This is a genomic window from Streptomyces sp. NPDC048506 (assembly GCF_040651315.1).
Lineage (GTDB): Bacteria > Actinomycetota > Actinomycetes > Streptomycetales > Streptomycetaceae > Streptomyces.
Genome location: NZ_JBEZIX010000028.1, coordinates 1 through 25,965 on the forward strand (window position 1 = coordinate 1; position 25,965 = coordinate 25,965).

Sequence of the window (25,965 nt, forward strand, 5' to 3'; positions counted from 1 at the left end):
TGCCCCTCCGGCCCGTCCCCTCCCGTGAGTGGGAGGAAAGACGGTCGTGGGGGCGGGTGTGAGTGGGCTGGTGCGCGCAGATGACGGTCTACGGGGACCCCCACCGGTCTTCTTCCACCCATCCACGGGAGGGGGCGGACCGCAGGACGAAGTCCGGAGGGGCGCACCCGCAGCTGACAGCCCCGCGCAGCGGCAACAGCCCGCCGCAGGCGAAACGGAGAGAAAGCCAAACACGTGGGGAGAACGCCGGCCGCCAGGCCACGGCGGGAAAGCCAGCAACGTGGGGAGAACGCCGGCTGCTAAGTCACGGTCTGGGAGACGGCGTAGATCACCAAGCCCGCCAGTGCGCCGACGACCGTGCCGTTGATGCGGATGAACTGAAGGTCGCGGCCGATGTGGGCCTCGATCTTCTTCGAGGTGTGCTCGGCGTCCCAGCCGGCGACGGTGTCGGTGATCAGGGCGGTGATCTCGCCCTGATACGTCGTCACCACATAGACGGCCGCGCCCTCCAGCCAGCCGTCCACCTTGCCCTGAAGCCGCTGCTCGGCGGAGAGCCGACGGCCCAGGGACAGCAGCGCCGCCCGCACCCGCAGTCGCAGTTCGCTGCGCTCGTCCTCGGCGGCGGCCACGATCATCGCGCGGACCGAGCCCCAGGCCGAGGCGATCAGGTCCTGTACCTCGCCGCGGCCCAGCACCTCGGACTTCAGCCGCTCGACCCTGGCCCGGGTGTCCGGGTCGGTCTGTAGGTCGTCGGCGAAGTCCCGCAGGAAGCGGTCCACGGCACCGCGCGCCGGGTGCTCGGGCATGTCCCGCATCTCGGTGACGAAGCGCAGCAGCTCCTTGTAGACCCGGTCGCCCACCTTGCGGTCGACGAACCGGGGCGTCCATCCGGGGGCGCCGCCGGAGACCGCCGCCATCACGGAGTCGCCGTGCTCGACCAGCCAGTCGTGGGCACGGGCGACGACCAGGTCCACCACCCGCTTGTGGCCGCCCTCGGCGACGACCTTCTCCAGCATCGTGCCGATGCCCGGCGCGATCTCCTGGGCGTCCGCGCGGCGGGTGATCGCCTCACCGACCACGGCCTGGACGTCGGAGTCGCGCAGCACGGTCAGCGCGCCGCGCAGCGCGGTGGACAGTTCGGCGGTGACCCGGTCGGCGTTCTTCGGCTCGGCGAGCCAGCCGCCGAGCCGTCGGCCGATGCCCACCGAGCGCAGCCGGCTCCGTACCACCTCGCCGGACAGGAAGTTCTCCCCGACGAAGTCCCCCAGGCTCTGCCCCAGTTGATCCTTCTTTGTCGGAATGATGGCGGTGTGCGGGATCGGCAGCCCCATGGGGCGCTTGAACAGCGCGGTGACCGCGAACCAGTCGGCCAGCGCACCGACCATGCCGGCCTCCGCGGCCGCCGCGACGAACCCGGCCCAGCCGCCCGCCCCGGCGTGCCGGGCCCACGTCGCCAGCACGTAGACCAGCGCGACCGCCAGCAGCAGGCTGGTGGCCAGCGTCTTCATCCGACGCACCGCACGCCGGCGCTCCTCGTCGGCCGCGCCGTACGCGAAGCCGCCGGGCCCCGCCGGGCCCGTCCGGGTGACCGCCATCCGGGTCGTCTTCCCCTGCGGCCCCGTGTCCGCCTGTGTGCGTTCCATCCGCTCCACCGCTCCCACCGTGCCCCCCGTCATCCGCACGACCCGTCCTGCGCCGTACGCCCGGCCACCGGTCCGGCCGTATCTCCCAATGTCCCACTGTGACCTACTCCTGGAACGCACCACGAGTTCCCCGCGTCCCCTGCCGTGGCCGCACCCGAGTGGGGCGCCAGGCGGCCCCCGGGAGGTCCGTGGGATCATGAAGGACCGATCGGACCGCAATGGTGCCGCTGATCATCCGCTGCCCTTGCCCGCCCGGAGCGTGCCGCTCCGCTTTGCCCAGGAGACCTCTACGGCATGACGAAAAGTGTGGGTTACACCCTGCTCGCCGGTCTGGCGGCGGTGGTGCTGCTGATCTCGACCGCCATATTCGTCGGCTTCGGCGGCGATGACGGCGGCCTGGACAGCTCCCCGCACAAGCCGCGCGATCCTGCGGCGCCCGCGGTCTCCGGGCAGTGGGTCGGCACCTGGTCGGCGGCCGCGGCGGCGGCCGAGCCCGGCACCCTGGACGGCTACGCGGGCATGTCGATACGCAACGTCGTGCACACCAGCGTCGGCGGCTCCGCCGCCCGTATCCAGCTCTCCAACCTCTACGGCACCCGCCCGCTGGAGGTCAGCCACGCCTCGCTGGCCCTGGCCGCGGCGCCCAGCGACCCCACCGCCGCGACCGGCACCATGCGCCGGCTGAGCTTCGGCGGCAAGCCCGCGGTGACGATTCCCGCGGGCGGCGCGGTCACCAGCGACCCGACCCGGCTGAAGGTGCCCGGCGACGCGGACCTGCTCGTCACCACGTACTCCCCCTCCCCCTCGGGCCCCGCCACGTACCACCCCTACGCCCGGCAGACTTCCTACCTGGCGCGCGGCGACCGCGCCGAGGACGCCACCGGCGCCGCGTACACCGAGCAGAGCCCGTACTGGCGCTATCTGACCGGCGTGGACGTCTGGAGCGCCGAGGCGCACGGCACGGTCGTCGCGATCGGCGACTCGATCACCGACGGCATCACCTCCACCGCCGGCGCCAACCACCGCTGGACCGACTTCCTCGCCGCCCGACTGCGCAACGAGCCCGGCGCGCCGCACTACGGCGTCCTCAACCAGGGCATCAGCGGCAACCGCCTGCTGGTCAACGGCAGCCGTTTCTCGCCGAACAACGGCCCCAGCGTGCTCTCCCGCCTGGACCGCGACGCGCTCTCCCGCACCGGCGTGAAGGCCGTGATCGTCGAGATCGGCCTCAACGACCTCTTCAAGGCCCCCCGCCAGCTCGACCCGGAGAAGATCGTCGCGGGCATGCGGCAGGTCGTCCGCGAGGCGCACGCCCGCGGCCTGCGCGTGACCGGCTCCACCCTTACGCCGTTCGGTGGACACCGCGGCTACTCCACCCAGCTGAATTCGGTCCGCGAACGGGTCAACCGCACCATCCGCTCCGGCTCCGTCTACGACGAGGTCGTCGACTTCGACAAGACCCTCCGCGACCCGGCCTCCCCGGTCCGCCTCCGCCCCGTCTACGACTCCGGCGACCACCTCCACCCCAGCGACGAGGGCTACCTCGCCATGGCCAACACGGTCGATCTGGACCACTTGCGGCAGTCCGCGCCTGCGTCTTTGTAGCCCCCACGCTCTACGCGCACCCCCACCGGTCTTTTCCCACCCATCCACGGGAGGGGGCGGACCGCAGGACGAAGTCCGGAGGGGCGCACCCGCAGCCAACAGCCCCGCGCAGCGGCAACCAGCTCGCCGCAGGCGCAACGGAGAGAAAGCCGACAACGGCCGGGCCGCCAGGCCCAACGGCGAGCAACACCCACGGCGGGCCAGCCGACAACGTGGGAAGCCAAGCCAAGCGCAGCGGAACGTCAGTCCAGTTCCTTGCGCTGCTCCCGTTCCTCGGCCTTGAGGCGACGGCGTTCCTCCTTCAGGCGTCGCCTCTCCGCTTTGAGGAGTTTGCGTTCGACGCCGACGCCGCCCATCAACGCCAGGCCGTTGACGATCACCCTGGGGGCGCCCCGTTCGCCGGGGACGCCGTCCTCGTGGGCGTCGAAGCCGCCCATGATGCCCAGGCCGCGCACGTCGACCTCGACGCCCGGCGGGACCACGATGTTCACCCCGCCCATGACCGCCCAGCAGCTGATGGTGATCTCCGGGCCGGCGAAGTCCGCCTCGCGCAGGTCGATCTCGCCGCCGCCCATGATGCAGACGGCCGTGAAGCGGCGGCCGATCGTCCAGCGTCCCTTGCGCTGGAAGCCGCCCAGGATGCCGACGCCCGCCGAGGAGCCGGCCGCGCCGCTGACGATCCGTTCGGACCAGGCCGTCACCGCGCCGGTGTCCTTGCGCAGCGACAGCGGCGCGGGCGCGGCGGCGGCGGTCGGCAGATCGGCGGTGAGGGGCTCCAACTCCCCGTACGTACGCGCCGTGTAGGCGGCTTCGAGGCGCTCGTCGAACTCCGCCATCTCCAGCCGCCCCTCCGCCAGGGCGTCCCGCAGAATCTCCGCGACCCGCTCGCGGTCGGCGTCGGAGGCGCGCAACTCAGGGAGGTCTCCAGTCATACGAACAGAGTAGGGCCTGCCTACACCGCGCCGGCCCCGTTGCGGCCGCTCGGCTCCGGGCGCCGCGAGCCGGCCGCGTACAGCCGGGCGATGACGTCCTCGATGTCCGGCTCCCGTACCGAGAGGTCCACCAGCGGATAGCGTTCGGCGACGGCGGTGACCAGCGGTGCCGCGCTCTGCGCGGCCGGGAAGGCCAGCCACTGGCGGGGGCCTTCGACCCTGACCGTACGGGCGCCGGGGACGCCCTCGATGGGCGGCAGTTCGCGTTCCAGGTCCACCACCAGCGTCCGCTCGCCGTCACCGGCCGCCCGCAGGCCGTCCAGGCCGCCGTCGTAGACCAGGTGCCCGTGGTCGATCACCATCACCCGGCGGCACAGCTGCTCGATGTCGGTCAGGTCGTGGGTGGTCAGCAGGACCGTGGTGCCGTGCTCGGCGTTCACCTCGCGCAGGAACCCGCGGACCTTGGCCTTGCTGATGACGTCGAGCCCGATGGTCGGCTCGTCCAGGTAGAGCACCTCGGGGTCGTGCAGCAGCGCCGCCGCGATGTCACCGCGCATCCGCTGCCCGAGCGACAGTTGGCGCACGGGGACGGCCAGCAGCGGGGCCAGGTCCAGCAGGTCCACGCAGCGGTCCAGGTTGGCGCGGTAGGTGGAGTCGGGGATCCGGTACATCCGGCGCACCAGCTCGTAGGAGTCCTTCAGCGGCAGGTCCCACCACAGCGTGGTGCGCTGGCCGAAGACCACGCCGATCCGGCGGGCGAGCCGGGTGCGTTCGCGCGAGGGGTCGATGCCGGCGACCCGCAGCCGGCCGCCGCTGGGGGTGAGGATGCCGGTGAGCATCTTGATGGTGGTGGACTTCCCCGCGCCGTTCGGCCCGATGTAGCCGACCATCTCCCCGCGCGGCACCTGGAAGGTGATGCCGTCCACGGCCCGCACCTCCTGGCGGACCCGGCGCAGCCGACCCGCCTTGCGCCGCACCGAGAAGACCTTCTCGACGCCGTCCACCTCGATCAGCTGCTCCGCGGCGGCACCGCTGCTGCTCGCGCCCATCGTGCGTCTCCGTTCTCGTGCCGTACGCGGTCGTCGTGTCGGTATGCGGTGGATTTTGACGGGGTGTCAGTTGCCGGTGCTCCGGTACGCCCGCAGGCCGGCGCGCCAGGCCAGCGCGGCTCCCGCGCACATCAGGGTCGCCACCGCCGGTCCCAGGAAGTCCACCCACCCCGGCAGCCCCAACGGGTCGTCGCGGCCCAACAGGCGCAGCGCGGGAAGCCAGTTGACGAAGGCCAGCGGGACGAGGAAGGTGACGCCGCGCACCAGGTCCTTGGCGAACACCGTCGGCGGGTACTGCAACAGCGCATTGCCGCCGTAGGTGAAGGAGTTCTGCACCTCGGCGGCGTCCTGCGCCCAGAACTGGAACGCGGCGCCCGTGGTGAAAACCGCCCCGAAGATGGCCGTTCCGCACAGCACCATCAGCGGCACCAGCAACACCCGCCCCACCGTCCAGTCCACGTCGAGCCGCGTCACCGACCAGCCGAGGACCAGCAGCGCCTGGGTGATCCGGCCCAGCCGGCGCAGCGCGAAGCGGTCCGCTGCGACCTGGGCGAAGACCGGGACGGGACGCAGCAGCAGGGTGTCCAGGGTGCCGTCGCGGATCCGCCGGCCCAGCCGGTCCATGCTGCCCAGCAGCAGGTCCGCCAGGCCCAGCGCGGCGCCGGACGTGCCGTACAGGAAGGCCACCTCGGGCAGCGAGAAGCCGCCCAGCGCGTCGATCTGCGAGAACATCAGCATGATCGCGACGAAGTCCAGCCCGCAGGCCGCGAAGTTGCCGATCGTCATCATCACGAACGACGCCCGGTAGGCGAGCGTGGAACGCACCCACATCCGCACGATCAGCCCGTACGCGGTGAGCCCTGGGGCGAGCCGGCCGCCGCCGGGACGGGCCTCAGCCACCGTGCACCACCACCTTCCGGGTCGCCGCCGACTGCACCAGCCGGCCCACCGCCAGCAGCAGCGCGCCCCACCCGGCCTGGAACAGCAGCCCCCGCACCAGCCCGCCCCCGGTGCGCGCGCCCAGCAGCACATCGGCCGGCACCTGGAGGACCGCCGCCCACGGCAGCAGCTGGGCGACCTCGCCGAAACCGCCGGGGAAGACCCGCAGCGGCAGCACCATCCCCGAGAAGAAGATGCAGGCCAGCCCGGCGATCAGGGCCAGACCCGAGCCGTCCAGCAGCCAGAACGAGGCCAGCGCGACCAGATAGCGCAGCGCGAAGCTCACCACCACGCCGAGCAGCACCGACACCAGGAACCAGCCCCAGGTCGCCGCGTCCCCGGGCAGCGCCAGCGGGAAGCACAGCGCACCCACCGCCAACGGCACCACCCCGCGCCCGATCAGCTGCAACCCGGCCCGCCCCAGGTCCGCCGCGAGCCACCACACCTGGAGGTCCGCGGGCCGGTAGAGGTCCACCGCGACGTCGCCGCTGCGGATCCGCTCCTGGAGTTCGTCCAGGCCCCCGCCGGACATCAGCGCGGCGGTCGCCAGCAGCGCCTGCGCGACCCAGACGAACGTCAGCGCCTGTGCCTGGTCGTAGCCGCCCAGGTGCGGTCGCGCGTCCCACAGGGCGAGGTAGGTGTAGGCGACGATGAAGCCGAAGACGGTGTTGGTGAACACCCCCGCCACCGTGGCGACCCGATAGGTGGCGTACCTCCGGAAGCTGCCGGCCGCCACCGCCACGTACCACACGACGCGTTCCCCCAGCCCCGATTCTCGTCCGACGGCGAAGCTCCGGAGCCTAAGTCGTGGGCGCGGCGGGCACCATCGATTTATCACCGCTTCGAGTGAGTCATGGGCGCCATTCGGCCGGTCAGGTGGCGGTCCCAGGTGCGTGCCACCCCCGCTGACCGGGACGCATGATGCGAAGGTTTCCCAACGGGCGAGAGTTGCTTTCCCGGCGTACGGCGCGAAAACCCCGAACCGACACCAATCCTCCGCCGCAGTACAACCTTCGGCGGCGGCCGAGGAGTCCATACCGACATGAGCGGACAACGCACAGGCTGGCGCCGCGTCCTCCCCACCTGGCGCACGATGCTCGGCACCGTGCTGCTGTTCCTGCTGCTCCTCATCGGCGCCCTGATCGCCGGCTACCTCCTCGTCGACATCCCCCCGGCCAACAGCGCCGCCAAGGCCCAGACCAACGTCTACTTCTACGCCGACGGCTCGGAACTGGCCCGCGACGGCGAGGTCAACCGGCAGAACGTGCGGCTCGCCCAGGTCCCCAAACACGTCCAGCAGGCCGTACTCGCCGCCGAGGACCGCGACTTCTACGCCGAGTCCGCGGTCGACCCCGTCGCCATGCTGCGCGCCGCCTGGAACACCGCCACCGGCAAGGGCAAACAGTCCGGCTCCACCATCACCCAGCAGTACGTGAAGAACTACTACCTCGGCCAGGAACAGACGCTCACCCGCAAGGCCAAGGAGTTCTTCATCGCCATCAAGCTCGACCACGAGGTGAGCAAGGACAACATCCTGCTCGGCTACCTCAACTCCAGCTACTACGGCCGCAACGCCTACGGCATCCAGGCCGCCGCCCAGGCCTACTACGGCCGGGACTCCGAGCGGCTGACCGTCGCCCAGGGCGCCTACCTCGCCACCCTCCTCAACGCCCCCAGCGCCTACGACCTCGCCGCCCACCCCGACAACAGGCCGCGCGTGCTGGCGCGGTGGAACTACGTCCTGGACGGCATGGTCGAGCAGCAGTGGCTCAGCCCCGCCGACCGGGCCGCGATGCGGTTCCCCATGCCCAAGCCCGCGAAGACCTCCCCCGGGCTCAGCGGCCAGCGCGGCTACCTCGTCGAGGCCGTCAAGGACTACCTGCGGGACCAGAAGATCCTCGACGAGGACACCCTGCGGACCGGCGGCTACCGCATCACGACGACGATCAGCAAGCGACGCCAGAACGCCTTCGTCAAGGCCGTCGGCACCCGCCTGATGGACCGGCTCGACGACTCCCGCCCGGTGGACCGCAACGTCCGGGCCGGCGGCGCCTCCATCGACCCCAAGAACGGCCGGGTCGTCGCGCTCTACGGCGGCATCGACTTCGCCCAGCAGTACGTCAACGGCGCCACCCGCAGCGACTACCAGGTCGGCTCCACCTTCAAGCCGCTCGTCTTCGCCTCCGCGGTGCAGAACCACTCCACCACGCAGGACGGCACCGCCATCACCCCCGAGACCGTCTACGACGGCACCAACAAGCGGATGACGGTCAGTCACGGCCACGCCACCGGCTTCGCCCCCGCCAACGAGGACGACCGGTCCTACGGCCCGATCACGGTCACCGAGGCCACCGACAAGTCCGTCAACGCCGTCTACGCCCAGATGGGCATCGACGTCGGCCCGGACAAGGTCAAGGCCACCGCCGTCGACCTCGGCATCCCCGCCGACGCCCCCGGCCTCGCCGCCTCCCGGGGCGCGATCGCCCTGGGCACCGCCACCCCCAGCGTCCTGGACATGACGCAGGCCTACGCCACCCTCGCCCACCACGGCACCCACCGGCCGTACACCCTGGTCGACAAGGTCACCAAGAACGACGAGGACATCGAGCTGCCCGACCGCGAGGAGACCACCGCCATCGCGCGCGAGGCCGCCGACACCACCACCGCGATCCTGCGCAGCGTCGTCGAGGACGGCACCGGCAGCGCCGCCCAGGACGCCGGACGGCCCGCGGCCGGCAAGACCGGCACCGCGGAACAGGACAAGGCCGCCTGGTTCGCCGGCTACACCCCCGAACTCGCCACCGTCGTCGCCGTACTGGGCCAGAACCCGGACAGCGCCGCACAGGAGCCGCTGTACGGCGCCGGAGGCCTGCCCCGGGTCAACGGCGGCGACTTCCCCGCCCAGATCTGGGCGGACTACACCGCGGCCGCCCTCAACGGCCGCCCGGTGCACGACTTCGACCTGGAACTTCAGGACGGCGCCGAACCCTCGCCGTCCACGGAACCGTCCGACAGCGAGTCGGCGTCGCCCGGCGACTCGGACTCCCCGCCCTCCGGCCCCTCCGACCCCGACGGCACCCCGACCGTCACCGCGCCGCCCACCACCGCCCCCACCCCGCCGACCACCGAGCCGCCGTCCCCCACCGTCCCGCCGGAGACCCCGCCCGCCACCGAGCCCACGAACGACTTCCCGACCGGGGGCCCCGGGGGCGAGGACGAGCTGGTGCGGCGGCTGAGAGCGCGGTGGGGATAGTCACCCCGGCGGGGTCGGTGGGCCCGTCCCGCCGCGGGGTCAGTGCCCGGACGTCGCCTTCAGACCCACCACCGCCACCAGCAGCAGACAGATGAAGAAGATCCGGGCCGCGGTCGCCGGCTCGCCGAGCACCACCATCCCGACCACCGCCGCACCGGCCGCCCCGATCCCGACCCACACCCCGTAGGCCGTACCGATCGGCAGGGTACGGGCCGCGTACGAGAGCAGCAGCATGCTGACGACGATGCCCGCGCCGGTGAACACACTGGGCCACAGCCGGGTGAATCCCTCGGTGAACTTCATCCCGATCGACCAGCCGACCTCCAGCAGACCGGCGACCACGAGCAGGATCCACGCCATGACGGCACCTCCACGACAGAGCTTCGACAGCTGCAACAGGGGTGCGTCGTCTTGTCGTGACCCGGTACGGCGCGTCTCGTCGGGATGCTCCCGAGGCTAGCAAAAGGCAGCAGAACGGGCGGTGACCCCGGTCACCGCCCGCCCGATACCGCAGGAGCTACAGGTACAGCCCCGTCGAGTCCTCCGCGCCCTCCAGCCGCTCCGCGGCCACCGCATGCAGATCGCGCTCGCGCATCAGCACGTACGCCACACCGCGCACCTCGACCTCGGCCCGGTCCTCCGGGTCGTACAGCACCCGGTCCCCTACCTCGACCGTCCGCACGTTCTGTCCGACCGCGACCACCTCGGCCCAGGCCAGGCGGCGGCCCACGGCCGCGGTCGCGGGGATGACGATGCCGCCGGACGAGCGCCGCTCGCCCTCGGGGATGTCCGTCCGGACCAGCACGCGGTCGTGCAGCATCCGGATCGGCAGCTTGTCGTGGGTGTCCTTGGTGTTATTCGGGCTCACGGCATGACCGTACCTGCCCGACGGGGCCCACCACGCACCGCGGGCCGGGTCGGGAGGGTCCCCGGCCGGCCGACCGGCACCCCGCGCGCACCCGTCAACGGCGCCGCTTGGCACGCAGCGACAGCAGCCCCAGCACGGCCACGCCGATCAGCGCCACCGGAACGATGCGCTCCAGCCGCGGCGCCCCGTCCTCCGACACCAGCTGCGCCCGCACGTCCGAGACCGCGCGGTTGACGACCACATACGCCCGCCCCGCCGTCCGGTCCACCGCGGCCGCCGCCTTGGCCTTCGCCTCGCCGATGATCGTCTGCGGATGCAGTCGCACCCCGATCTCGTCGAGCGTGACGGCGAGCTCCTGCCGCCTGCGGGCGATGTCCGCCTCGATCTGCGCCGGGGTCCTGGCCTCCGCCACCGCGCTGCCTCCGTCATCTCGCGCCATTCGTGATGGACAGTCTGTCAGCTCACACCCGCGCGCGCCCCACAGCACCCCCGTTTCGCGCACCCGGGGCGCCCCGAGACCCATCGCGCGCCCCGGCTGGCTAGTGTCGGGGGCGTACCGATCCACGCAGAGGAGAGCCTTCGGCATGAGCGAGCGACTTCAGCCCGGCGACACCGCCCCCGCCTTCACCCTGCCCGACGCGGACGGCAAGCAGATCTCGCTCGCCGACCACAAGGGCCGCAAGGTCATCGTCTACTTCTACCCGGCCGCCCTGACCCCCGGCTGCACCAAGCAGGCCTGCGACTTCACCGACAACCTCGACTTCCTGGCCGGGCACGGCTACGACGTCATCGGCGTCTCCCCCGACAAGCCCGAGAAGCTCGCCAAGTTCCGGGAGAAGGAGGACCTCAAGGTCACCCTGCTCGGCGACCAGGACAAGGCGGTCCTTACGGCCTACGGCGCCTTCGGCGAGAAGAAGCTCTACGGCAAGACCGTCACCGGCGTCATCCGCTCCACCGTCATCGTCGACGAGGACGGCAAGGTCGAGCGCGCCCTCTACAACGTCAAGGCCACCGGCCACGTCGCCAAGATCATCAAGGACCTGGGGCTGTAACCGCCGACTCCGTCCCCGCCTGGTCCGGCAGCTCCAACACCGCCTCGGCGCCGCCCTCAGCGGCGGCGCCGAAGTCCAGCCGCGCACCCAGCACCTCCGCCTGACCGGCCGCGATCGTCAGCCCCAGACCGTGCCCGGTGCCGCGCTCCGGCGCCGCCGTACGGAACCGCCGCGGGCCCTCCGCACACAGCTCCGCCGGATAGCCCGGACCGTGGTCCCGGACCACGATCCGCGACCCGGCCACCACCACCTCGATCGGCGGCTTGCCGTGCTTGGCCGCGTTGGCCAGCAGGTTCACCAGCACCCGCTCCACCCGGCGCCGGTCGGTCTCCACGATCCGCGGCTCGCCCTCGACGCTCACGGACACCTCGTCCACGCCGCGCTGCCGCGCCGCCCGCTTCACGATCCCGCGCACCAGCGACGGCAGCTCACAGGCGTCCAGATCCGCCCGCTCCACGCCCGCGTCCAGCCGCGACACCTCCAGCAGGTCCTCCACCAGCCGCCGCATCGCCTGCGCCCGGTCCCGCACCAGCTCCACCGCCCGCGGCTGCGGCAACAGCTCCGCCGCCGCCACCAGACCGGCCACCGGCGTCCGCAGCTCATGCGCCACGTCCGCGGTGAACTCGCGCTCCGCCTCCACCCGCGCCGCCAACGACGTCGCCATGTGGTGCACGCTACGACCCAGCTCGGCCACCTCGTCCCGGCCGTGGCTGGCCAGCGCATCCGCGTCCGGCGGCTCACCGGCCGCGATCCGCCGCGCCGCGGCCGCACTCAACCGCAGCCGCCGCGAAAGCCGTTGCGCGACGAACCACGACACCACCGCCATCAGCGCGACCGTGCCGCACCCTGCGATCAACAGCGCCCGGTCCAGCGCCACCTGCGCCGGATCGTCGTCCGGATACGAGGCCGACACCGACAGCGACCGCGCCGGCACACCATCAGGGCCGTCACCGACCCCGGTGGCCGCCCACACCCGCGGGTCCTCACCCCCGCTGACGTACGTCCCCGACCGGTTCTTGAACACCGCATCGCGCAGCGGCGACGGCAGCGTCGCATCGTCCAGCTGCGCACCCAGCGCCAGCGTGCCGTCCCGCTCGTAGATCTGTAGCGCCGAACTCAGCCGGTCGTCCTGGTACGCCCGCGCCGAGCGCTCCCGCTCCGCATCGGCTATGTGGTGCACGGCAAGGCCGAGCACCACCACGGCAAGCGCCGTCACACATGAAATGGCCAGGGCGATCCGGCCTCGAATGCCCATCACGCGAGGTTGTACATCTCCGTCGTGTCACCCAGCGGCGTCGAGCCCTCATAGGTCACTTCCAACCCGGTGAACTCCAGCCCGCCGTGCACCGACTTCGGACCGTAGAGCCGGAACGTCGCCGGGAAACCCGAATCGGTCCCCACCCCGGCCGCGGTCTTCTCCACCTGCACCACACCCACACCCAGCGCGTCCCGCGCACCGTACTTCTTCCACGTGATCGCGGTCGCCACCATCCCGGCATCCGCACAGGTCAACCTGATCACCTGGGGCTTGACCTCCGGATCACCGATCCCGCAGTCCCGCACCCCCGGCAGGCCCGCCGACTCCTTGGCGTCCTCCTTGACGTCCTGCACCGCCGAGGTCTTCGGCGCCGCGTCCACCGCCGACGCGCGGTCCGACGCCTGGCTGAACCACACCCCGCCGGCCGCCAGCGCCGTCACCACGACGAAGGCCACCAGCGCGGTACGGCCCCGGACCCAGCGGGACCCCTCGCGGTCGGTCATCACCATCTCCTCCCGGGGACCACACCCCGTACCCCCACCAGCAAACACGAATGCCGCGCCCGGCGGTGACACTCTCCCGTCCCCGCCACACAGGCGGGTTGCCCGAATACTGCGGTGACCGCGCGGCTACGTACCAGTCCTGTAACAAGCCCTGCGCCCCCACTGGCATACCTCAGCCACCGCGCCCCGTGAAGCGCTCCTGCGAGTGACGTACCTCGCGCCGGCACGCCGGAGGGGTTTGCCCCGCGCACCACCGCGCAGGCGCACCTGTCGTACCCCACCGCGGCCCACCCACCCCGCCATCGAACTGATCACGTCCCGGAGCCCGGAGCCGCGCTTCTGACCGCTGCCCCTTCCCCTTCCCTCCGACTCCGCGTAACGGGGCTCACGTTCGATCGTTGCTCTGTTCGAGAGCCGAGAGGGCGCACAGGCCGGACCTGGTGCGCCGGTACAGCTGGTCCAGGGGGGAACATGCCGGTCAGTCCGTACACGAGGGAACGACTCAAGGCCGCGGCGTCGTCGTCACGGACGCTGTCGGAGGCGTTGGGGCGACTGGGGGTGGATCCGCGGAGTTCGCAGCGGGACTACCTCAGGGAGCGGATGAGGAGGCTGGGGGTGGATACGTCGCACTTCGAGCGGGAGGGGGTCAAGTGGACCAGGGACGTCCTCCAGGCGGCGGTGTCGGCGTCGACGAACATGCACGAGGTGCTGCGCCATCTCGGGATCGATCTCGTCGGCGGACACCACACGCACATCAGCCGCCGGATCAAGGCGTACGGGATCGACACCTCGCACTTCTCACCAGTGGTCCGCACGGAGAACATGCGGTACAACCAGCGTCGCCGGACCGCCGACGAGATCCTCGTCGAGACCACGTCAGCGCACGCGACGCGCATGCCGAACGCCCGGCTCAAGAGGGCGATGCGCGAGCTGGGTGTGGAGGAACGCTGTGCCTTGTGCGGCATCGAACCAGTCTGGTTGGGAGTACCCCTCCCCCTGGAGGTCGACCACATCGACGGCAACTGGCGAGACAACCGGATCGGAAACCTTCGGTTCCTCTGCCCCAACTGCCACTCGACGACGGACAGTTACCGGGGTCGCGGCAAGGGGCGTACCAGGGGTGGCGCCGTATGAGCAGTGGTGTGCAGTACACCCGCGAGCGGCTGGCCGAAGCCGCTGCACAGTGCTCCGACATCGACGAGGCCATCGCCTTCTTCGGCACTCGTCCGTACGGCAACCTCCGGCGCTACCTCCACAGACGCTTTGAGCACTTCGGTATCGACGTCTCACACTTCCGCCACTGCGGCAGGCTTACCAAGCGTTGCACGAGGCCCGCGAGCGAGGAACTGCGAACAGCGGTCGCGCACTCCGCCTCCATCGCCGAGGCGCTGCGCCTCCTGGGCCGCCCCGACAACGGCAACCAACGTGTGATGCTCCGCGAGTGGATCGCCGAAGAGCGCATCTCGACGGCGCACTTCCTGGGACAGGCACATCGGCGCGGGAAGCCCAGCATGAACGCCAAGCGGCCGAAGGACGTTCTGGTGCGGCACAGCGGCAACAACCGGGTCGCAACCACGCGGCTGCGTCGCGCACTCCGCGAAATCGGCCGACCCGAGCAGTGCGCCCGCTGTGGCGTCGCCCCTGAGTGGCTGGGCAAACCCATGACGCTGGAGGTCGATCACCTCAACGGTGACTGGCACGACAACCGGCGGGAGAACCTACAGTTGCTGTGCCCCAACTGCCATTCGATCACCAGCTCCTGGTGCCGAGGGGGACGTCGGCCGCCGGCTGCCCGCGGCGCCCAGTAGAGTAAGCATGGCTGCGGGCCCGTACCCCAGCTGGCAAGAGGGCGCCGGTTTAGGTCCGGTGTGTCGTGGGTTCGAGTCCCACCGGGCCCACAGGAAAACCAGGCCCCGTACCTTCGGTTCGAAGGTACGGGGCCTGATGCGTCACGTCAGCCCAACACCTCCCGCACCACCGGGGCCAACGCCCGGAAGGCCTTCCCCCGGTGGCTGATGGCGTTCTTCTCGGCGGGGGTCAGTTCGGCGCAGGTGCGGGTTTCGCCGAGGGGCTGGAGGATCGGGTCGTAGCCGAAGCCGCCGGTGCCGCTGGGGGTGTGGCGGAGGGTGCCTTCGAGGGTGCCCTCGACCACGTGCTCGGTGCCGTCGGGGAGGGCGAGGGCCGCGGCGCAGGCGAAGTGCGCGGAGCGGTGGGCGTCGGAGATGTCGGCGAGCTGGGCCAGCAGGAGTTCGAGGTTGGCCCGGTCGTCGCCGTGGGTGCCGGCCCAGCGGGCGGAGAAGATGCCGGGCGCGCCGCCGAGGACGTCGACGCAGAGGCCGGAGTCGTCGGCGACGGCGGGGTGGCCGGTGGCCCGGGCGAGGGCGTGGGCCTTGAGGAGCGCGTTCTCCGCGAAGGTGACGCCGGTTTCCTTGACGTCGGGGACGTCGGGGTAGGCGTCGGTGCCGACGAGTTCGACGGGGAGGCCGGCCGCGTCGAGGATGGCGCGGAGCTCGGTGACCTTGCCGGCGTTGCGGGTGGCGAGGACGAGGCGGCGCGGGGTTGCGGGCTGTCCGCCGGTGTGTGGCTGCATGGGACCCGATTATCCCGGCCCGGGTGACCCGACCGACCGGCTCGGCTCGGGAGCCCCGACCGGCAGGCCCGGCGGTTCCCCCGTTGGCCGCCGTCCCGGCTGACTCGTCCTGGTTGCCGCGGCTACCCGGGGGTGCAGATCTTGGTCATCTCGCTCGCGCCGTCGACGATCGGCTGGATGTCGGGCGCCTTGTTGTTGTCGAGATCCTTGCGGGCGGCCTTGATGCCGTTGTTCGTCTTGTCGATGGCCTTGGACAGCTCGGGGTCGTTGGCCTCCTTGCTGAGCTTCCGCAGGTTCTCGTCGATGTTGTCCAGGGCCTGCTCGGTCTTCTTCGGGTCGACCAGGGCGTTGTCGGCGGCTTGTTGGAGCTTGTCGACGGCGTTCACGACGGAGGTGGCGGTCTTGGCGCAGTCGACGGCCTTCTGGACCGCTCCGCAGGCGGAGAGCAGGGGTATGGCGAGGGTGGCGGCGGCCAATGCGGCGAGGGCGGGGGTGAGCGGGCGGCGCTGGCGCGTACCGGGAGTGCGGGGCATGCGGGGGGCCATCGAGCGGTTCCTTCCGTAGGTCATGCTTCGGCAAAGGAAGAAACGCGGGGTGGCGGTGTTTGGTTGCCCGGGGCCCCGGGCGTGGGCGGGGTTCGGCCAGGTGGCCGGATGTCACCGGACGGCGGTGCGCTCGCCCGGCGGTGGTCAGACGAGGCCGGTCTGGGTGAGCAGCATGGCGAGGACGATGACGAGGGTCCAGCCGGCGAGGTGTTCGAGGAGCGTGGAGTCGCCCTTGGGACCGCCGGTGCGGGTGTGGGCGCGGGGTGCGGTGGCAGAGGTGCTGGGCATGGGTCCACAGTGCGCGCGTGGGGGCGATGTGCCTAGAGGTGGACGTCCGCTGAGAAAAGGGTCACAGAGGGGGACTTAGGGGACGGCCTCGGAGTGCGGGCCGGGGGTGACGGGCTCGGGGAGGGGCGGGTGGGTGACCCCTCCCCGGGCCTGCGCGGGTGGCTTCCCGGTGGCTTCCCGGTGTCAGAGGGTCTTGGCGAGTGCCGCTCGCTGGGCGCCGTCGAGTTCGGCGCAGCCGGCGACGGCGAGGTCGAGGAGGCAGTTCAGTTCGTCGCGGGCGAAGGGCTCGGCCTCGGCGGTGCCCTGGACCTCGACGAAGCGGCCGTCGCCGGTGCAGACGACGTTCATGTCCGTCTCGGCGCGGACGTCTTCCTCGTAGCAGAGGTCGAGGAGGGGGGTGCCGTCGACGATGCCGACGCTGACGGCGGAGACGGTGCCGGTGAGGGGCTGGCGGCCGTGGCGGATGAGCTTCTTGTCCTTGGCCCAGGTGATGGCGTCGGCGAGGGCGACGTAGGCGCCGGTGATGGCGGCGGTGCGGGTGCCGCCGTCGGCCTGGAGGACGTCGCAGTCCAGGACGATGGTGTTCTCACCGAGCGCCTTGTAGTCGATGACGGCGCGCAGGGAGCGGCCGATGAGGCGGCTGATTTCGTGGGTGCGGCCGCCGATCTTGCCGCGGACGGACTCCCGGTCGCCGCGGGTGTTGGTGGAGCGGGGCAGCATCGAGTATTCGGCGGTGACCCAGCCTTCGCCGGTGCCCTTGCGCCAGCGCGGTACGCCTTCGGTGACGGATGCGGTGCAGAAGACTTTGGTGTCGCCGAAGGAGATGAGGACGGAGCCTTCGGCGTGCTTGCTCCAGCCGCGTTCGATGGTGACGGGGCGGAGCTGTTCGGGGGTGCGGCCGTCGATGCGAGACATGGCTCCGACCCTATCGGGGAATGGCGAAGGCCCCGCTCCGGGTCGTGCAGGGGGGCCGGGGCGGGGCCTTCGGGTGAGCGGGGAGCGGCCGGGGCCGGCTCGTGGGCTCAGGTCGTCACATCATGTCTTCGATCTCGGCGGCGATCGGGTCGGCGTCGGTGCCGATGACGACCTGGATCGCGGTGCCCATCTTGACGACGCCGTGGGCGCCGGCGGCCTTCAGGGCGGCTTCGTCGACCAGGGAGGCGTCGTTGACTTCGGTGCGGAGGCGGGTGATGCAGCCCTCGACCTCTTCGATGTTGTCGAGTCCGCCGAGCCCGGCGACGATCTTCTCAGCCTTGCTGGCCATGTCCACTCCTGCTTGTCTCGGCCCCGCTGGCGTTGTGCCCGCGCGGTTTTCACACGGTAACGCACGTTCAGCCCAACTATTTGGGCGTTTGTCCGTTATCTGGCGAAGGATGGCGATCACCAGGACGGCGATCACCGCAGTGCGCGCCGGACGGGCCCGTAGGGCACCCGATGCGCACCAAGTGGTCTACACCACCAGTATGCGGCACGCACCGGGCCGGTTGTCGACGGGTCGAGTGCCGACGGGCCGACTGCCGGGAGGACGCGGATGAGTTCTAACGCAGCGGCGGCGCCGCGGAAGAGCTGGGGGGCGAGCCTCTTCCAGGGCCTGCAGAAGATGGGGCGCAGTCTTCAGTTGCCCATCGCCGTACTGCCCGCCGCGGGGATCCTCAACCGCCTTGGCCAGCCGGACGTGTTCGGCGCGCACGGGCTGGGCTGGGTCGCGGTGAGCAAGGTGTTCGGGGCGGCGGGCGGTGCGCTGCTGGATTCGGCACTGGGGCTGCCGCTGCTGTTCTGCGTGGGTGTGGCGATCGGGATGGCGAAGAAGGCGGACGGGTCGACGGCGCTGGCCGCGGTCGCCGGGTTCCTGGTCTTCTTCGCGGTGCTGCACGCCTTTCCGGCGGCCTGCACCCCGGGGCAGACGTATACCCAGGCGGGTGTGTGGAACGGGGTGTGCGTCGACACGTCCGCGAAGGTGACGCAGGCGGCGTTCCAGAACCCGGGGGTCTTCGGCGGCATCGTGATGGGTCTGCTGTCCGCCTGGCTCTGGCAGCGTTTCCACCGGGTGAGGCTGGTGGACTGGCTGGGCTTCTTCAACGGCCGCCGGCTGGTCCCGATCATCATGGCCTTCGTCGGGCTGGTCTTCGCGGTGGTGTGCCTGTTCATCTGGCCGCCGATCGGTCACGGGCTGACCCGCTTCAGCGAATGGCTGACGGCGCTGGGGGCGTGGGGTTCGGGGATCTTCGGGGTGGCGAACCGGGCGCTGCTGGTGGTGGGGCTGCACCAGTTCCTGAACATCCCCCTGTGGTTCCAGTTCGGCAGTTTCACCAAGCCGGACGGGACGGTCGTGCACGGCGACATCAACCGGTTCCTGGCGGGCGATCCGCAGGCCGGGCAGTTCACCACCGGCTTCTTCCCGATCATGATGTTCGCGCTGCCGGCCGCGGCGCTGGCGATCGCGCACTGCGCCAGGCCGCATCGCCGCAAGGAGATCGCGGGGATGATGCTGTCGGTCGGCCTGACGTCGTTCGTGACGGGCATCACCGAGCCGATCGAGTACGCGTTCATGTTCGTCGCGCCGCTGCTGTTCGCCCTGCATGCGGTCCTGACGGGTGTGTCGATGGCGGTGAGCTGGGCGTTGGGGGTGCACGACAGCTTCACCTTCTCGGCCGGCCTGATCGACTACGTCATCAACTGGGGGTTGGCGACCAAGCCCTGGCTGATCATCCCGATCGGGCTGTGTGCCGCGGCGGTCTACTACGCCGTCTTCCGCTTCGCGATCACGCGGTTCGACCTCCAGACCCCCGGCCGGGAGCCGGACGAGGTGGGGGACGAGATGGAGCGGGAGAACGTCAAGTAGCGCGGGCGGGCATCTGGCGCGGGCGGGCATCACGTAGCACGAGCGCTGCCGCACGGCGGGTGACGGCCGGTTCCGGCCCCTGGATCGGGTGATCCAGGGGCCGGTCGCCATGTGGTCCACACCACTTGGAAGAATGGATTCCTTTATGCCCGCACTACATGCTAAGAATGGTCTAAACCACCAGTGGTGTAGACCAAGGTGTAGACCAAGCAGCGGGCCGTCCCCCCTTCCCCGAGTGCCCGCCTCACCAGGAGGAATCCGATGAGTTCGGCCACTGCCGCGAAGGCGGCCCCCGCAAAGAAGCGGGGCTCCGGCCTGTTCCAGGGCCTACAGAAGATCGGCCGCAGCCTCCAGCTGCCGATCGCCGTGCTGCCCGCCGCGGGCATCCTCAACCGCCTGGGCCAGCCGGACGTCTTCGGCGAGAAGGGCCTGGGCTGGGTCGACGTCAGCAAGGTCTTCGCCGCGGCCGGTGGCGCGGTCTTCGACAACCTCCCGCTGCTGTTCTGCATCGGTGTGGCCATCGGCTTCGCGAAGAAGGCCGACGGCTCGACGGCGCTCGCCGCCCTGGTCGGCTTCCTGGTCTACAGCAACGTCCTCAAGGCCTTCCCGGTCACCGAGGGGCACATCGCGGACGGCAAGTGGGTCGAGCCGGTGGTCAACAACCCCGGCGTCCTCGGCGGCATCGTTCTGGGTCTGCTCTCCGCGACCCTGTGGCAGCGCTACCACCGCAAGAAGCTGGTGGACTGGCTGGGCTTCTTCAACGGGCGCCGGCTGGTCCCGATCATCATGGCGTTCGTGGGCACCGCCGTCGCCGTGCTCTTCCTGCTGGTCTGGGAGCCGGTCGGCAACGCCATCACCGGCTTCGGCGAGTGGATGACCGGTCTGGGCGCCGCCGGTTCGGGTCTGTTCGGCCTGATCAACCGGGCGCTGCTGCCGATCGGCATGCACCAGTTCGTGAACGTCGTCTCGTGGTTCCAGCTCGGTGACTTCACCGACGCCGCGGGCAAGGTCACGCACGGCGACATCGGCCGCTTCTTCGCCGGCGACCCGTCCGCCGGACAGTTCATGTCCGGCTTCTTCCCGATCATGATGTTCGGCCTGCCGGCCGCCGCGCTGGCCATCGCGCACGCCGCCCGCCCCGAGCGCCGCAAGGCCGTCCTGGGCATGATGATCTCGCTCGCGCTGACCTCCTTCGTCTGCGGCATCACCGAGCCGATCGAGTTCTCGTTCATGTTCATCGCGCCGGTGCTGTACGCGATCCACGCGCTGCTGACCGCGCTCTCGATGGCCGTGACCTGGGCACTCGGCGTGCACGACGGCTTCACCTTCTCGGCCGGCGCGATCGACTACCTGCTGAACTGGAACCTGGCCACCAAGCCCTGGATGATCATCCCGATCGGCCTGGTCTTCGCGGCGATCTACTACGTGCTCTTCCGCTTCGCGATCGCCAAGTTCAACCTCACCACCCCGGGCCGGGAGCCCGAGGAGGAGATCGAGGACCTGACGAAGGCGTAACCGCGCCCCGACCCGCGAAGGGGCCCCGGAACCAGCTGGTTCCGGGGCCCCTTCGGCGTTCCTGGCGGCCGGCTCAGATCTCGTAGACCGCGCCCGCCTTGGCGACCTCGACCGGTCCGTCGTAGACCTTCTGCGCATCGCGGATGTTGATGTCCGGGTCGGTCCACGGCGGGATGTGGGTCAGTACCAGGCGGCCGACGCCGGCCCGCTGGGCGTGCTCGCCGGCCTCCCGGCCGTTGAGGTGCAGATCCGGGATGTCTTCCTTGCCGTAGGTGAACGACGCCTCGCACAGGAAGACGTCGGTGCCGGCCGCGAGGGTGTCCAGTGCCTCGCAGGGGCCGGTGTCGCCGGAGTACGTCAGCGAGCTGCCGTCGTGCTCGATACGGAAGCCGAAGGACTCCACGGGGTGGCTGACCCGCTCCGTGCGGACGGTGAACGGCCCGATGGTGAAGGTGCCGGGCTCCAGCGTGCGGAAGTCGAAGACCTCGCTCATCGCGCCGTCGTGCGGCAGATCGGCGTGCGCGACGGTCAGTCGCTGCTCGGTACCGGCCGGACCGTAGATCGGCATGGGCGCGCACCGCCCGCCGTCGGGACGGTAGTAGCGCACGACGAAGTAGCCGCAGAGGTCGATGCAGTGGTCGGCGTGCAGATGCGACAGCAGTACGGCATCGAGGTCATAGAGGCCGGAGTGGCGCTGCAACTCGCCGAGGGCGCCGTTGCCCATGTCGAGCAGCAGCCTGAAGCCGTCGGCCTCCAGGAGGTAGCTCGAACAGGCCGATTCCATGGAAGGGAACGACCCCGAGCATCCGACGACGGTGAGCTTCATACGGGCGTGAACCTCCGTGGGCGGGGGCGGCGGTCGGCGTCCATGCGGGTCTTCCCGGCGGTTCCTTGCCGGGTCGTGCCGGGTCCTGAGCGGTCGGTGCGGTGCCCACGAGCGTAAGGCGCAAAGGGGCGCGTGGCTCCTCCGGCGGGGCGAGCTGTGGGCGGAATCACCAGTCTGGGCTGTCGCCCCGCACGCCCGTACGCAGTGGCCGCCGTCCCGTCCTCCGCCGGCCTCTCGCCATTGTGGCCGATCGCCGTGGTGAGGGGCACGCCGTGGCGCCGGAAGGCCCCCGCCGCCGCGGCGGTCAGCCGGGACGGCGGGGGTTTCGGCGGAGGGGGGTCGGCGAGGAGTCCCGCGGACCTACGCCCACAGCTGGCCGTGCAGCGTTTCGATCGCGGCCTCGGTCGACTCGGCCGTGTAGACGCCGGTGGACAGGTACTTCCAGCCGCCGTCGGCGACGACGAAGACGATGTCGGCGGTCCGGCCGGCCTTGACCGCCTTGCGGCCGACGCCGATCGCGGCGTGCAGTGCCGCGCCGGTGGAGATGCCGGCGAAGATCCCTTCCTCGGCGAGGAGTTCACGGGTGCGGCGGACCGCGTCCTCGGAGCCGACCGAGAAGCGGGTGGTGAGCACGGACTCGTCGTAGAGCTCGGGGATGAAGCCCTCGTCGAGGTTGCGCAGGCCGTAGACCACGTCGTCGTAGCGCGGCTCGGCGGCGACGATCTGCACGCCGGGGACCTGCTCGCGCAGATAGCGGCCGACGCCCATCAGCGTGCCGGTGGTGCCCAGACCGGCCACGAAGTGGGTGATGGAGGGGAGGTCGGCGAGGATCTCGGGGCCGGTGGTGGCGTAGTGCGCACCGGCGTTGTCGGGGTTCCCGTACTGGTAGAGCATCACCCAGTCGGGGTGCTCGGCGGCGAGCTCCTTGGCGACCCGGACGGCGGTGTTGGAGCCGCCGGCCGCGGGCGAGGAGATGATCTCGGCGCCCCACATGGCGAGCAGCTCGCGGCGCTCGGCGGAGGTGTTCTCCGGCATGACGCACACCATGTGGTAGCCCTTGAGCTTGGCCGCCATGGCGAGCGAGATGCCGGTGTTGCCGCTGGTCGGTTCCAGGATCGTGCAGCCGGGGGTGAGCCGGCCGTCCTTCTCGGCCTGTTCGATCATGTGCAGCGCGGGCCGGTCCTTGACGGAGCCCGTGGGGTTGCGGTCCTCCAGCTTCGCCCAGATGCGGACGTCGTCGGAGGGTGAGAGGCGCGGGAGGCGGACGAGGGGGGTGTTCCCGACCGCCGCCAGCGGGGAGTCGTACCGCACGTCAGTCCATTCCCCCGGCCACGGCCGGGAGGATCGTGACGCTGTCGCCGTCGGCCAGCTTGGTGGAGATGCCCTCCAGGAAGCGGACGTCCTCGTCGTTGAGGTAGACGTTCACGAAGCGGCGCAGCTGCTGCTCGTCGTCGACCAGGCGCGCGCGGATGCCGACGTGCCGGGTCTCGAGGTCGGTGAAGAGGTCGGCGAGGGTCTCGCCGCTGCCCTCGACGGCCTTCTTGCCCTCGGTGTAGGTGCGCAGGATGGTCGGGATTCGGACCTCGATGGCCATGGGGAGTGCTCCTGTAGGAGTGAGTGCGGTGGCGGGGGCTGTGCGTCCCGTTGCACGGCGATACGGCGTGCCGGGGGGCGTCGGGTGACGCGGAGGGTGCGGGTGCGCGGGTGCCGGTGAGGGCGCCGCGTGCCCGGCGCGGTCCAGGTCAGACGGCAGCGCAGCGCGGACACATGGCGCTGGACAGGCGGCACAGATCCACGTGCAGCCGTGCGGCTCCGCAGCCGAACGCGCCCAGCAGGGCAGATGCGGAGCGGCGCGTGGCGAGCGGAGCGAGCAGCTGCACGCTCGGCCTCTTCTCGCTCACGTCGTGGTCAACCATGCGGTCATCGTATCGATTCCCGGTCCGGGTATTGGAACCTCGTCCCATGATGCGGACGTTCGGTGTACGCCAGTTGGGACGCGATCTTGTCGTGCGCACTCGGGCCGGTGGTCCCCCACCGCCGGGCGGGTCAGGAGTACTCCGCCACGACCTCGACCTCTTCCTCGGTGACGACGCCGTCGACGATCCGGAAGGAGCGGAACTGGAACGGCCCCGCGTCGTCGGTGTCGGCAGTGGAGACCAGCACGTAGTGGGCGCCGGGCTCGTTCGCGTAGGTGATGTCCGTGCGCGAGGGGTAGGCCTCGGTGGCGGTGTGCGAGTGGTAGACGATCACCGGCTCCTCGTCCCGGTCGTCCATCTCGCGGTAGAGCTTGAGCAGGTCCGAGGAGTCGAACTCGTAGAAGGTGGGCGAGCGGGCGGCGTTCAGCATCGGGATGAACCGCTCGGGACGACCGCTGCCGGCCGGGCCGGCGACCACGCCGCAGGCCTCGTCGGGGTGGTCCTGGCGGGCGTGCTCGACGATCTTCTCGTAGAGGGCCTTGGTGAGGGTCAGCATGCGGCCAAGCATAAGAGGGGCTGGCGAAGCCCTCCGTTGTGGGCGGTGGAGGGGGACGGGCGGGCATGCAGAGGGCCCGTACGTACCGAAGAGTGGTACGCACGGGCCCGCATGCTGGACAGACCGGGTGGCTCAGTCCTTCTTCGCCAGGGCGTTCGCCGCATCCCGGCGCTTGATGCACAGGTAGCCGACGCCGAGGATCAGCGCCCAGAGGGGAGCCGCGTAGAGCGAGATCCGGGCGTCCGGGTCGACGCCCATCATCACGATCACCATGCCGATGAAGGCCAGCGCGAAGATCGAGGTGAAGGGGCTGCCGGGGGCCTTGAACTCGGACTGCGGCAGCTCGCCGCGGTTGGCCTTGGCGCGGTAGCGCAGCTGCGAGAGCAGGATGACGATCCAGGCCCACATACCGGAGATGGTGGCGAAGGAGACGACGTAGTTGAAGGCGTCGCCGGGCCACTGGTAGTTGATGTAGACGCCGAACAGCATCATCGCGACCGAGACGCCGGTGCCCCAGGTGGGCAGGCCGTTCTTGCTGAGCTTGGTGAAGAACTTCGGTCCCTGGCCGTTGAGCGCGAGGTCGCGCAGCATCCGGCCGGTGGAGTACATGCCGGAGTTGGCCGAGGAGAGCGCGGCCGTCAGCACGACGAAGTTGACGATGCCCGCGCCGGCCGGCAGGCCGATCTGCTGGAAGGCGGCGACGAAGGGGCTGACGCCCGGCTTGAAGACCGTCCAGCTGACGACGGACAGGATGATGATCAGCGCACCGATGTAGAAGAGGCCGATCCGCCACGGCACGGTGTTGATCGCCTGGGGCAGCACCTTCTTGGGGTTGGTGGCCTCGCCCGCGGTGACGCCGACGAGCTCGACGGCGAGGAAGGCGAACATCACGATCTGGAGCGTCATCAGCGTGCCGCCGATGCCCTTGGGGAAGAAGCCGCCGTGGGACCACAGGTTGGTGAAGGACGCGGTGTCACCGGCGTTGGAGAAGCCGAGGGTGATCACGCCGAGGCCGATCAGGATCATGCCGATGATCGCGGTGACCTTGACCATCGAGAACCAGAATTCCAGCTCACCGAAGATCTTCACGGAGATCAAGTTGATACCGAAGAGCGCGCACGTGAAGACGAGCGCCGAGGCCCATTGCGGTATGCCCTCGTTCCAGTACTGCACATACGTGGCCGCCGCGGTCACTTCGGTGATGCCGGTGACGACCCAGAAGAGCCAGTACGTCCAGCCGGTCACGAAGCCGACGAACGGTCCGAGGAATTCCCGGGCGTACTCCGAGAACGACCCGGAGACGGGCCGGTACATGAGCAGTTCGCCCAGGGCCCGCATGATGAAGAAAATGACCAGACCGACGATGGCGTAGGCGAGGATGATGCTCGGCCCGGCCTTCGAGATCGCCTTTCCGGCCCCGAGGAAGAGGCCGGTACCGATGGCGCCACCAATGGCGATCATCTGGATCTGACGGTTTCCCAGACCCCGCTGGTAGCCCTCTTCGGGGGCCTTTCCAGGTGCCTCATTGCCGTCGTGCTGCGTGTCGACCTGCATAGAGGTCATTTGTGGTGCGCCTTTCTCCATACCGACCCGGTCTGTCCGGATCGGGTCCCGATCCCCCCGGATGGAGTTCCTGCACGCCGACGGTCGGCCGGCTCAGCGCTCCCGTGGCGACAGGGGTGGCGTCACCCACGGCAGGTCGTGAACATTTATCACGCAACTTCGTTGATCGCCTAGGGATGATCTGGGTCACAGTGCGGGCAAACTAGGACAAAGGGCACATAA

Annotated in this window: 28 protein-coding genes, 1 tRNA gene and 1 riboswitch; of the genes, 8 read left to right on the forward strand and 21 right to left on the reverse strand. The window is 70.5% G+C overall.

All coding sequences use genetic code 11. From position 1 onward, the window contains the following. Positions 1 to 299 precede the first annotated feature (299 nt). The gene (locus AB0C96_RS22800) at positions 300 to 1,595 is read right to left on the reverse strand and encodes a DUF445 domain-containing protein (protein WP_362919627.1); all 1,296 of its coding nucleotides are present in this window, start codon (positions 1,593 to 1,595) and stop codon (positions 300 to 302) included. 342 nt (positions 1,596 to 1,937) lie between these two features. On the opposite strand from AB0C96_RS22800, the gene AB0C96_RS22805 reads away from it, so the two are divergent. Further along, positions 1,938 to 3,248 carry an SGNH/GDSL hydrolase family protein gene (locus AB0C96_RS22805; RefSeq protein WP_362919536.1) on the forward strand — a complete coding sequence of 437 codons (1,311 nt, stop codon included), beginning with the start codon at positions 1,938 to 1,940 and terminating at the stop codon, positions 3,246 to 3,248. 242 nt (positions 3,249 to 3,490) lie between these two features. Here the strand turns inward: AB0C96_RS22805 and AB0C96_RS22810 are convergent, their stop codons facing one another. The 4 genes from AB0C96_RS22810 to AB0C96_RS22825 all read right to left on the reverse strand — a co-directional run bounded on the left by AB0C96_RS22810 (position 3,491) and on the right by AB0C96_RS22825 (position 6,919). Continuing rightward, a complete protein-coding gene (locus AB0C96_RS22810) occupies positions 3,491 to 4,180 on the reverse strand; it encodes a DUF1707 domain-containing protein (protein WP_362919537.1) in 690 nt (229 codons plus the stop codon). Between the two features lie 20 nt (positions 4,181 to 4,200). After that, positions 4,201 to 5,229, reverse strand: coding sequence for an ATP-binding cassette domain-containing protein (locus tag AB0C96_RS22815; protein ID WP_362919538.1), 1,029 nt, complete (start codon positions 5,227 to 5,229; stop codon positions 4,201 to 4,203). Between the two features lie 66 nt (positions 5,230 to 5,295). Next, complete coding sequence (locus tag AB0C96_RS22820; protein ID WP_362919628.1) at positions 5,296 to 6,060, reverse strand: ABC transporter permease; 765 nt, start codon at positions 6,058 to 6,060, stop codon at positions 5,296 to 5,298. Between the two features lie 61 nt (positions 6,061 to 6,121). Beyond that, positions 6,122 to 6,919: an ABC-2 family transporter protein gene (locus AB0C96_RS22825; RefSeq protein WP_362919539.1), complete on the reverse strand. Its 798-nt coding sequence runs from the start codon at positions 6,917 to 6,919 to the stop codon at positions 6,122 to 6,124. Between the two features lie 291 nt (positions 6,920 to 7,210). On the opposite strand from AB0C96_RS22825, the gene AB0C96_RS22830 reads away from it, so the two are divergent. Next, the gene (locus AB0C96_RS22830; RefSeq protein ID WP_362919540.1) at positions 7,211 to 9,421 is read left to right on the forward strand and encodes a transglycosylase domain-containing protein; all 2,211 of its coding nucleotides are present in this window, start codon (positions 7,211 to 7,213) and stop codon (positions 9,419 to 9,421) included. A gap of 39 nt (positions 9,422 to 9,460) precedes the next feature. On the opposite strand, the gene AB0C96_RS22835 is transcribed toward AB0C96_RS22830, so the two are convergent. The 3 genes from AB0C96_RS22835 to AB0C96_RS22845 form a co-directional block, all read right to left on the reverse strand. Further along, on the reverse strand, positions 9,461 to 9,781 hold the full coding sequence (locus AB0C96_RS22835) for an SMR family transporter (RefSeq protein ID WP_362919541.1): 321 nt from the start codon (positions 9,779 to 9,781) through the stop codon (positions 9,461 to 9,463). A gap of 40 nt (positions 9,782 to 9,821) precedes the next feature. Continuing rightward, positions 9,822 to 9,887: riboswitch (guanidine-III (ykkC-III) riboswitch) on the reverse strand. A 51-nt stretch (positions 9,888 to 9,938) separates the two neighbouring features. Further along, a complete protein-coding gene (locus AB0C96_RS22840) occupies positions 9,939 to 10,241 on the reverse strand; it encodes a co-chaperone GroES (protein ID WP_052287519.1) in 303 nt (100 codons plus the stop codon). Between the two features lie 142 nt (positions 10,242 to 10,383). Next, positions 10,384 to 10,701 carry a DUF3618 domain-containing protein gene (locus tag AB0C96_RS22845; RefSeq protein WP_362919542.1) on the reverse strand — a complete coding sequence of 106 codons (318 nt, stop codon included), beginning with the start codon at positions 10,699 to 10,701 and terminating at the stop codon, positions 10,384 to 10,386. Between the two features lie 172 nt (positions 10,702 to 10,873). Here AB0C96_RS22845 and bcp point away from each other — a divergent pair, with 172 nt between their 5' ends. Beyond that, positions 10,874 to 11,341 carry a thioredoxin-dependent thiol peroxidase gene (bcp, locus tag AB0C96_RS22850; RefSeq protein ID WP_362919543.1) on the forward strand — a complete coding sequence of 156 codons (468 nt, stop codon included), beginning with the start codon at positions 10,874 to 10,876 and terminating at the stop codon, positions 11,339 to 11,341. Here the strand turns inward: bcp and AB0C96_RS22855 are convergent. Together AB0C96_RS22855 and AB0C96_RS22860 are read right to left on the reverse strand one after the other, a co-directional pair. Beyond that, entirely contained in the window at positions 11,322 to 12,596 is a 1,275-nt protein-coding gene (locus AB0C96_RS22855) for a HAMP domain-containing sensor histidine kinase (protein WP_362919544.1), read from the reverse strand. The two genes, bcp and AB0C96_RS22855, sit on opposite strands and share 20 nt — an antisense overlap. Next, positions 12,596 to 13,102: a hypothetical protein gene (locus AB0C96_RS22860; protein ID WP_362919546.1), complete on the reverse strand. Its 507-nt coding sequence runs from the start codon at positions 13,100 to 13,102 to the stop codon at positions 12,596 to 12,598. The genes AB0C96_RS22855 and AB0C96_RS22860 overlap by 1 nt, the downstream gene beginning before the upstream one ends. Positions 13,103 to 13,573: 471 nt before the next feature. Here AB0C96_RS22860 and AB0C96_RS22865 point away from each other — a divergent pair, with 471 nt between their 5' ends. The 3 genes from AB0C96_RS22865 (at position 13,574) to AB0C96_RS22875 (ending at position 15,000) form a co-directional block, all read left to right on the forward strand. Further along, the gene (locus AB0C96_RS22865; protein ID WP_362919547.1) at positions 13,574 to 14,236 is read left to right on the forward strand and encodes an HNH endonuclease signature motif containing protein; all 663 of its coding nucleotides are present in this window, start codon (positions 13,574 to 13,576) and stop codon (positions 14,234 to 14,236) included. After that, the gene (locus AB0C96_RS22870; protein ID WP_362919548.1) at positions 14,233 to 14,910 is read left to right on the forward strand and encodes an HNH endonuclease; all 678 of its coding nucleotides are present in this window, start codon (positions 14,233 to 14,235) and stop codon (positions 14,908 to 14,910) included. The genes AB0C96_RS22865 and AB0C96_RS22870 overlap by 4 nt, the downstream gene beginning before the upstream one ends. Positions 14,911 to 14,925: 15 nt before the next feature. Then, positions 14,926 to 15,000: transfer RNA gene (locus AB0C96_RS22875), tRNA-Leu, on the forward strand. A 56-nt stretch (positions 15,001 to 15,056) separates the two neighbouring features. On the opposite strand, the gene rdgB is transcribed toward AB0C96_RS22875, so the two are convergent. From rdgB to AB0C96_RS22900, 5 genes are all read right to left on the reverse strand, one after another. Beyond that, positions 15,057 to 15,692: an RdgB/HAM1 family non-canonical purine NTP pyrophosphatase gene (rdgB, locus tag AB0C96_RS22880; RefSeq protein WP_362919549.1), complete on the reverse strand. Its 636-nt coding sequence runs from the start codon at positions 15,690 to 15,692 to the stop codon at positions 15,057 to 15,059. 122 nt (positions 15,693 to 15,814) lie between these two features. Next, positions 15,815 to 16,237, reverse strand: a complete 423-nt coding sequence (locus tag AB0C96_RS22885) for a hypothetical protein (protein ID WP_362919550.1) — start codon at positions 16,235 to 16,237, stop codon at positions 15,815 to 15,817. A gap of 144 nt (positions 16,238 to 16,381) precedes the next feature. Continuing rightward, positions 16,382 to 16,525 (reverse strand): SCO1431 family membrane protein, encoded by a 144-nt coding sequence (locus AB0C96_RS22890; RefSeq protein ID WP_362919551.1) that lies wholly within the window; start codon positions 16,523 to 16,525, stop codon positions 16,382 to 16,384. Between the two features lie 183 nt (positions 16,526 to 16,708). Continuing rightward, complete coding sequence (rph, locus tag AB0C96_RS22895) at positions 16,709 to 17,440, reverse strand: ribonuclease PH (protein ID WP_362919552.1); 732 nt, start codon at positions 17,438 to 17,440, stop codon at positions 16,709 to 16,711. Between the two features lie 115 nt (positions 17,441 to 17,555). Further along, positions 17,556 to 17,789: a PTS glucose/sucrose transporter subunit IIB gene (locus tag AB0C96_RS22900; protein WP_018542266.1), complete on the reverse strand. Its 234-nt coding sequence runs from the start codon at positions 17,787 to 17,789 to the stop codon at positions 17,556 to 17,558. A 267-nt stretch (positions 17,790 to 18,056) separates the two neighbouring features. Here AB0C96_RS22900 and AB0C96_RS22905 point away from each other — a divergent pair, with 267 nt between their 5' ends. Continuing rightward, positions 18,057 to 19,367: a PTS transporter subunit EIIC gene (locus AB0C96_RS22905; protein WP_362919553.1), complete on the forward strand. Its 1,311-nt coding sequence runs from the start codon at positions 18,057 to 18,059 to the stop codon at positions 19,365 to 19,367. A 261-nt stretch (positions 19,368 to 19,628) separates the two neighbouring features. Next, complete coding sequence (locus tag AB0C96_RS22910) at positions 19,629 to 20,882, forward strand: PTS transporter subunit EIIC (RefSeq protein ID WP_362919554.1); 1,254 nt, start codon at positions 19,629 to 19,631, stop codon at positions 20,880 to 20,882. Between the two features lie 73 nt (positions 20,883 to 20,955). Here the strand turns inward: AB0C96_RS22910 and AB0C96_RS22915 are convergent, their stop codons facing one another. The 6 genes from AB0C96_RS22915 to AB0C96_RS22940 all read right to left on the reverse strand — a co-directional run bounded on the left by AB0C96_RS22915 (position 20,956) and on the right by AB0C96_RS22940 (position 25,743). After that, the gene (locus AB0C96_RS22915; protein ID WP_362919555.1) at positions 20,956 to 21,708 is read right to left on the reverse strand and encodes an MBL fold metallo-hydrolase; all 753 of its coding nucleotides are present in this window, start codon (positions 21,706 to 21,708) and stop codon (positions 20,956 to 20,958) included. A gap of 360 nt (positions 21,709 to 22,068) precedes the next feature. Next, on the reverse strand, positions 22,069 to 23,019 hold the full coding sequence (locus tag AB0C96_RS22920) for a cysteine synthase (protein ID WP_362919556.1): 951 nt from the start codon (positions 23,017 to 23,019) through the stop codon (positions 22,069 to 22,071). Position 23,020: 1 nt separating this feature from the next. Beyond that, positions 23,021 to 23,302: a MoaD/ThiS family protein gene (locus AB0C96_RS22925; protein WP_362919557.1), complete on the reverse strand. Its 282-nt coding sequence runs from the start codon at positions 23,300 to 23,302 to the stop codon at positions 23,021 to 23,023. A 148-nt stretch (positions 23,303 to 23,450) separates the two neighbouring features. Then, positions 23,451 to 23,624, reverse strand: a complete 174-nt coding sequence (locus tag AB0C96_RS22930) for a putative leader peptide (protein WP_362919558.1) — start codon at positions 23,622 to 23,624, stop codon at positions 23,451 to 23,453. 130 nt (positions 23,625 to 23,754) lie between these two features. Further along, positions 23,755 to 24,180 (reverse strand): M67 family metallopeptidase, encoded by a 426-nt coding sequence (locus tag AB0C96_RS22935; RefSeq protein ID WP_362919559.1) that lies wholly within the window; start codon positions 24,178 to 24,180, stop codon positions 23,755 to 23,757. Between the two features lie 132 nt (positions 24,181 to 24,312). Further along, positions 24,313 to 25,743 (reverse strand): amino acid permease, encoded by a 1,431-nt coding sequence (locus AB0C96_RS22940; protein ID WP_362919560.1) that lies wholly within the window; start codon positions 25,741 to 25,743, stop codon positions 24,313 to 24,315. Between the last annotated feature and the right edge of the window lie 222 nt (positions 25,744 to 25,965).

Bases quoted from the DNA above. Each gene is read 5' to 3' on its own strand.
- AB0C96_RS22800 (WP_362919627.1), bottom strand. From the start codon at position 1,595: ATGGCGGTCACCCGGACGGGCCCGGCGGGGCCCGGCGGCTTCGCGTAC.
- AB0C96_RS22805 (WP_362919536.1), top strand. From the start codon at position 1,938: ATGACGAAAAGTGTGGGTTACACCCTGCTCGCCGGTCTGGCGGCGGTG.
- AB0C96_RS22810 (WP_362919537.1), bottom strand. From the start codon at position 4,180: ATGACTGGAGACCTCCCTGAGTTGCGCGCCTCCGACGCCGACCGCGAG.
- AB0C96_RS22815 (WP_362919538.1), bottom strand. From the start codon at position 5,229: ATGGGCGCGAGCAGCAGCGGTGCCGCCGCGGAGCAGCTGATCGAGGTG.
- AB0C96_RS22820 (WP_362919628.1), bottom strand. From the start codon at position 6,060: ATGTGGGTGCGTTCCACGCTCGCCTACCGGGCGTCGTTCGTGATGATG.
- AB0C96_RS22830 (WP_362919540.1), top strand. From the start codon at position 7,211: ATGAGCGGACAACGCACAGGCTGGCGCCGCGTCCTCCCCACCTGGCGC.
- AB0C96_RS22835 (WP_362919541.1), bottom strand. From the start codon at position 9,781: ATGGCGTGGATCCTGCTCGTGGTCGCCGGTCTGCTGGAGGTCGGCTGG.
- AB0C96_RS22840 (WP_052287519.1), bottom strand. From the start codon at position 10,241: ATGCTGCACGACCGCGTGCTGGTCCGGACGGACATCCCCGAGGGCGAG.
- bcp (WP_362919543.1), top strand. From the start codon at position 10,874: ATGAGCGAGCGACTTCAGCCCGGCGACACCGCCCCCGCCTTCACCCTG.
- AB0C96_RS22855 (WP_362919544.1), bottom strand. From the start codon at position 12,596: ATGGGCATTCGAGGCCGGATCGCCCTGGCCATTTCATGTGTGACGGCG.
- AB0C96_RS22860 (WP_362919546.1), bottom strand. From the start codon at position 13,102: ATGACCGACCGCGAGGGGTCCCGCTGGGTCCGGGGCCGTACCGCGCTG.
- AB0C96_RS22865 (WP_362919547.1), top strand. From the start codon at position 13,574: ATGCCGGTCAGTCCGTACACGAGGGAACGACTCAAGGCCGCGGCGTCG.
- AB0C96_RS22870 (WP_362919548.1), top strand. From the start codon at position 14,233: ATGAGCAGTGGTGTGCAGTACACCCGCGAGCGGCTGGCCGAAGCCGCT.
- rdgB (WP_362919549.1), bottom strand. From the start codon at position 15,692: ATGCAGCCACACACCGGCGGACAGCCCGCAACCCCGCGCCGCCTCGTC.
- AB0C96_RS22885 (WP_362919550.1), bottom strand. From the start codon at position 16,237: ATGGCCCCCCGCATGCCCCGCACTCCCGGTACGCGCCAGCGCCGCCCG.
- AB0C96_RS22890 (WP_362919551.1), bottom strand. From the start codon at position 16,525: ATGCCCAGCACCTCTGCCACCGCACCCCGCGCCCACACCCGCACCGGC.
- rph (WP_362919552.1), bottom strand. From the start codon at position 17,440: ATGTCTCGCATCGACGGCCGCACCCCCGAACAGCTCCGCCCCGTCACC.
- AB0C96_RS22900 (WP_018542266.1), bottom strand. From the start codon at position 17,789: ATGGCCAGCAAGGCTGAGAAGATCGTCGCCGGGCTCGGCGGACTCGAC.
- AB0C96_RS22905 (WP_362919553.1), top strand. From the start codon at position 18,057: ATGAGTTCTAACGCAGCGGCGGCGCCGCGGAAGAGCTGGGGGGCGAGC.
- AB0C96_RS22910 (WP_362919554.1), top strand. From the start codon at position 19,629: ATGAGTTCGGCCACTGCCGCGAAGGCGGCCCCCGCAAAGAAGCGGGGC.
- AB0C96_RS22915 (WP_362919555.1), bottom strand. From the start codon at position 21,708: ATGAAGCTCACCGTCGTCGGATGCTCGGGGTCGTTCCCTTCCATGGAA.
- AB0C96_RS22925 (WP_362919557.1), bottom strand. From the start codon at position 23,302: ATGGCCATCGAGGTCCGAATCCCGACCATCCTGCGCACCTACACCGAG.
- AB0C96_RS22930 (WP_362919558.1), bottom strand. From the start codon at position 23,624: ATGGTTGACCACGACGTGAGCGAGAAGAGGCCGAGCGTGCAGCTGCTC.
- AB0C96_RS22935 (WP_362919559.1), bottom strand. From the start codon at position 24,180: ATGCTGACCCTCACCAAGGCCCTCTACGAGAAGATCGTCGAGCACGCC.
- AB0C96_RS22940 (WP_362919560.1), bottom strand. From the start codon at position 25,743: ATGACCTCTATGCAGGTCGACACGCAGCACGACGGCAATGAGGCACCT.